We start from the raw sequence: 5,610 nt of genomic DNA, 5'->3' as shown, positions 1-5,610 counted from the left end.
TATTCATACAGCATCACCAGATGTACTAAGTGCTCGTCGAAATATCGTAAACTTATTAATTTCTAACGGACAACACAATTGTATGTCTTGTGAATCCAATGGAGATTGTAGCTTACAAAGTGCAGCTTATGATTTGGGGATTCATATGCCAGCATTTAAAATGGAATCTTTACCAGAACAAATCATAGACGATTCAAGTGTTATGATTATAAGGGACAACAGAAAATGTATTCTTTGTAATAAATGCGTAACTGTATGTAACGATATTGTATGTAATGATGTCTTGTCTGTAGGTTACAGAGGATCTTCTTCTGAGATCATATGTGACTACAACGATGATATGGGAGGATCTAGCTGCGTTCAATGTGGACAATGCGTTCAAGTATGTCCTACAGGAGCTTTAGTTAGCAAGAAGTCTGTAGGAAAGGGAAGAATCTACGAAATAAATAAAGTACGTACTACATGCCCATACTGTGGTGTAGGGTGCCAAATGTATTTACACATGAAGGGCGATCAAATTATCGAGGTATCTGGTGTAGAAGACGCACTTCCTAATAAGGGAAGATTATGTGTTAAAGGTCGTTATGGATATGACTTTATCTATTCAAAAGAAAGACTTACTACACCACTAATTAAGGAAAATGGCGTTTTTCGTGAAGCATCATGGGATGAAGCATTAGATTTAGTAGTTTCTAAATTTAAGAGCATTATCGAAAAACATGGGAACGATGCGGTAGGTGGAATCAGCTGTGCAAGAAGTATTAACGAAGATTCTTACCAAATGCAAAAACTTTTCAGAGCAGTATTTAAAACAAACAATATTGACCACTGTGCACGTGTTTGCCATGCTCCAACTGTAGCAGGCTTAGCAGCATCACTAGGTACAGGTGGTATGACAAACTCTTTAGGTGAATGTGCTAATACAAATTTACTTTTCTGTATAGGAACAAATATGACAGAAGCTCACCCAATAGCTGCTACCTTTGTAAAAAATGGTAAGAGAAATGGCGCTAAGCTTATTGTTGTAGATCCACGTAGACACAGACTTGCAGATTACGCAGATGAATTTGCTCAATTAAAAGTGGGTTCTGACGTTGCCTTCCTAAATGGGATAATGAATGTCCTAATTACAGAAGATAAATACGATAAAGAATTTGTAAAAGAGCACTGTGAAAATTGGGAAGATTTCAAAGCTAAAGTACTTGAATATCCGCCAAGTAGAGTAGCTGAAATCAGTGGTGTTCCTGAAGAACAAATCATAAGAATAGCGAATATGCTTTGGGACAATAGACCAGGAATGGCGCTTTACACATTAGGTATTACAGAGCATAATTCAGGTACAGATAATGTTAAATCTGTTGCAAACCTACAACTCCTATTAGGCAATGTAGGTAAAGAAAATGCAGGTGTAAACCCACTAAGAGGACAAAACAATGTACAAGGAGCTTGTGATATGGGAGCTCTTCCAAATACATATCACGGCTATCAATATGTTGTAGACCCTAAAGCAAGAGAAAAATTTGAAAAAGCATGGGGCGTTGAAAACTTACCAGATCAATTAGGTAAAATGATTCCAGACATGATGGATGGCTTAAAAACAGGTGAACAAAAAGCACTCTGGATCTTTGGAGAAAATATCGTCGCTACAGAGCCAGATATTAGCCATGTTATAAGTTGTTTAGAAGCAGCAGAATTCGTAGTTTGTAATGACTTGTTCATGACAGAGACTACTCAATATGCAGATGTTATATTCCCAGCTGCTGCATGGAGTGAAGACGATGGAACTTTTACAAACTGTGAAAGAAGAGTAAGTAGAGTTCGTAAGATAAAAGATGCTCCAGGAGATGCAAAACCAAATTGGTGGATATTTAAAGAAGTGGCTAAACGCTTTGGTCACGACTGGGAAGCTAGTAGCGGGCCAGAAATCTGGGATAATGAAGTAGCTCCATTAGCAGATAATTTTAAAGGTCTTACTTTTGATAAGATAGAAGATGATGGTATCCAATGGCCATGTAGGTCAGTTGAAGACCCAGGCACACAAATATTACATATGAATGGAAACTTTGCTCGCCCTGGTGGAAAAGCATATCTATCAGATTTAGACTGGAGACCACCAACAGAAGTGCCAGATGAAGAGTATCCATTTACATTGAGTACAGGAAGAAGATTATATCATTATCATACTAGAACTCAAACAGGAAGAGCAAAAGGCCTTAATGATTTATTGCCAGAAGAATACGCAGATATTTCCGATGTAGATGCGAAACGACTTGGCATTGAACATGGTGAAAAGATCATCGTTAGATCTCGAAGAGGTGAAGTTAAAGTGACTGCAAGAGTTTCTGAAAGAATTCAACCAGGGCTTGTTTGGATGGCAATTCACTACTTTGAAAACAATGCCAACTGGTTAACTACTTCTACAGGAAAAGACAGTATTACAAAGACACCAGAGTATAAGGCTTGTGCTGTAGCAATAGAAAAAATATCTTAACAAGAAAGTGTCTTGGCACTTTAGCTATCAGCTATCAGCAATTACCCACTAGTGCTAGGGTAAAGTCTTACAGGTCGAAGATTCAACTACGTAGAAAGATAGCTTAAATAGTAGTTAAATTCAAAAGAAGAATTTCCCTATTTTAAAATAAGTGGAGGAGTATTCAATACTTCTTCCACTTGTTTTTAAAGTGATTGCTTGATAATAGTTTAACCATTACTCAACGATCGTCCAACTATTGTTAATAGGTTTTTAATTCTTAGTTATTGGCGGTAACTAAGTGATATTACGTAGAACTTACAACGAAATCATCGAAGACGATTTCTGCTAGTGATTAAGAACTAGAAACTAATAAAACAAATATAGAGGTGGATATATGAAATTTGGCAATTTAACTTATGAAGAATATAAAAATACAATAGAGGCCTTTCACGGTACTGTAGCACCAGGTGTTTTACTGGGAGGTTTTATGGTGAATATTGCCATAGAAAACTTACCAAGAGACATCTTGTTTGATGTGATCTGCGAGACAAAAACTTGTTTACCGGATGCTATTCAGCTTTTGACTCCTTGCTCTGTAGGGAATGGGTGGTTGAAGATACTAGATTTTGGTCGTTTTGCAGCTGTTTTTTACGATAAGTATACAGGTGTTGGCATAAGAGTATTTTTAGACAGATTCCAACTTAAAAAATGGCATGAAGTAGAGACATGGTTTTTAAAACAAAAATCAAAGGATCAACAGGACACGGAGTTACTGTTCAAGGAAATGATTGATGCAGGAACTTCATTATTTTCTATAGAGCCAACAAAAGTACATAAAAAACATTTAAAAAAGAAAAAGATGGGGAAAACAGTAGTATGCCCTATTTGTGATGAAACATATCCTAAATCACATGGCAGTATATGCAGGGGATGTGCACAAGAATTGCCTTATGATCTCATTGATGAAAATGGTAATCCAAAAGTAAAGGATACTCTATCATTGAACAAAACAAGAGTAGAAGAATCTATTGGATTTCACTTACTTCATGATATTGCAAAAATATCAAAGACAGAAAAGAGAACGGAATTTTATAAGGGTCATGTAATCCAGGAAGAAGACATAGAGAAACTTAAAATGATTGGAAAGAACTACTTATATGTAGAGGAAAATAATCCTTTTATAAAAGAGTATAAACACGAGAATGAAGTAGCATTAAGCTTTGCATCTGCCATGAAAGGTCAAGGTGTATTGGCAAATAGTGCCGCACAAGAAGGCAAAATAAACTTTATTGCCGAGTATGATGGAATACTTATCTTTGATGAAGATAAACTTTGTAAGTTTAACAATTCCTTTGGCGTGATCTGCGCTACACTAAAAAATAATACTCTTGTAAAAAAAGATCAACTCATAGCAGGCACAAGAGCCATACCTTTATACATTTCTAATGAGGACTATTTAAAAGCAATAAATATATTAGGAGAAGAACCTCTTATAAAAGTAATGCCCTTTAGAAAGGCAAAAGTAGGAATTCTCATTACTGGAACAGAAATATATGAAAATAAAATAGAAGATAAGTACACAGAAATTATAAAGTTAAAAGTGGAGACCTACGGCTGCCAGGTTGTTGCTAGAGAAATAGCCCCTGATAATCCAGAGAAAATCAGCAGTAAAATACAAGAGCTTATTCAATCTGGGGCAGATTTAATCATAGCTACAGCTGGTCTTTCCGTAGATCCAGATGATGTAACTCTAGAGGGGATTATTAAGGCAGGTGCAGAAGATGTGCTCTACGGGCTCCCTGTTTTACCTGGTTGCATGATGGCATTAGGTAAAATTGGAGATGTACAGATTGTAGGTATTCCAGGAGGGGGCATCTACAATAAGCATTTTAGCTTTGATCTCATATTTCCTTGCTTACTTGCTAATATAGAAATCAAGAGAGGGGATTTGGCAAAGCTAGGTAATGGAGGACTACGACTACTTTAATATGATAATACAATTAGCGATTAGCGAACATCAGCTGATCGCTTTTTTTATATATTACGAAAGTTCATTTTTGAATTCAACTATTATATAAACTATCTTTATGTGTAGGTGAATGTTTGACTTGTGAGACTCGATCCTAGCACTGATAGCTGGCAGCTGATTGCTGATGGCTAAAGTGCCAAAGGTACTTTCTTGCTCTAGAACCTCACTGAATGTATTGTAAAATAATCTCTGTACAAGTTAAAATAAGTTGTATATAAAACAAAATTTCTAATTTTGCTAGACATTTAAAAAAAAAAACGTTATACTAGTTTTATAAATTATATAAACTCCGAATTCATTGTATCTAAGGATAAAATCTAGGAATAATGAATCTATAGGGTATTATCGGAAACGATAACGCCTCCCATTGCGGAAAGGAGAAGACCTTGAAAAGGTCACATGAATATCGTATTGTACGCAAGTAGTAAGTATTGTTCTTGTATACAAATACAATATGTGAATCTTTCAAGCCTTTACCTTTCTTTTTATTTGGCAAAAAAAAGTTTTACTTTATGGTATTAGTTTCAGTTTATGGTACATTGACGCCATAATTGTTAATTAAATAACATGTTGACTTATGTATTAATATATGGATATTATGTACATAGTCGATTCCTTATGCATAGGCATGTAAAATATCATGTTATAGATTTACTTAAATTAATATAAAAAACAAAAGGGGGAAGTATGTATGGAGTTTACCTTTGATCTTGAAAAGAACAAAGAACAAATTCTAGAGTTTAAAGAGTTTATCTTAGAACACAAAGAAATGCCTGGAGCATTGATTCCAGTCCTACAAGAGGCCCAAGTTAAATTTGGGTATTTGCCTAGAGAAATTATGGCACTGATTGCGAAAGGGTTAGAGGTACCAGCATCAAAAGTATTTGGTGTTGCTACTTATTACTCTCAGTTTACCTTTATTCCTAAAGGAAAGCACAATATTAGCATTTGTCTAGGAACGGCATGCTATGTAAAAGGCGCACAAGATATTTTAGAAGAATTCCAAAATATCTTAGGAATAAAAGGTGGTGAAACGACTCCTGATCTTCAATTCTCTATTACAGATTGTAGATGTGTAGGAGATTGCAGTAAAGCACCAGTAGTAGTA

The 5,610-nt window shown here is 35.4% G+C and carries 3 protein-coding genes and 1 riboswitch; all 3 genes read left to right on the top strand.

Features of this window, described 5'->3' with window-relative positions; all coding sequences use genetic code 11:
- The coding region (gene fdhF, locus Q7P22_RS03590) for a formate dehydrogenase subunit alpha (protein WP_303860723.1) at positions 1-2,491 on the top strand (2,491 nt) is incomplete at its 5' end.
- Positions 2,492-2,867: 376 nt separating this feature from the next.
- Positions 2,868-4,460: an FmdE family protein gene (locus Q7P22_RS03585; protein ID WP_113920934.1), complete on the top strand. Its 1,593-nt coding sequence runs from the start codon at positions 2,868-2,870 to the stop codon at positions 4,458-4,460.
- Between the two features lie 317 nt (positions 4,461-4,777).
- Positions 4,778-4,898: riboswitch (molybdenum cofactor riboswitch) on the top strand.
- A 295-nt stretch (positions 4,899-5,193) separates the two neighbouring features.
- On the top strand, positions 5,194-5,610 hold a 417-nt coding region (locus Q7P22_RS03580), incomplete at its 3' end, for an NAD(P)H-dependent oxidoreductase subunit E (RefSeq protein ID WP_303860721.1).

Origin of the sequence: Alkalibaculum bacchi, from assembly GCF_937875145.1 — a bacterium.
Classification (GTDB): domain Bacteria; phylum Bacillota; class Clostridia; order Eubacteriales; family Alkalibacteraceae; genus Alkalibaculum; species Alkalibaculum bacchi_A.
The sequence above is the reverse complement of the archived record's forward strand: the minus strand, read 5'-3'. Positions and strand labels throughout refer to the sequence as shown.

Bases quoted from the DNA above. Each gene is read 5' to 3' on its own strand.
- Q7P22_RS03585 (WP_113920934.1), top strand. From the start codon at position 2,868: ATGAAATTTGGCAATTTAACTTATGAAGAATATAAAAATACAATAGAG.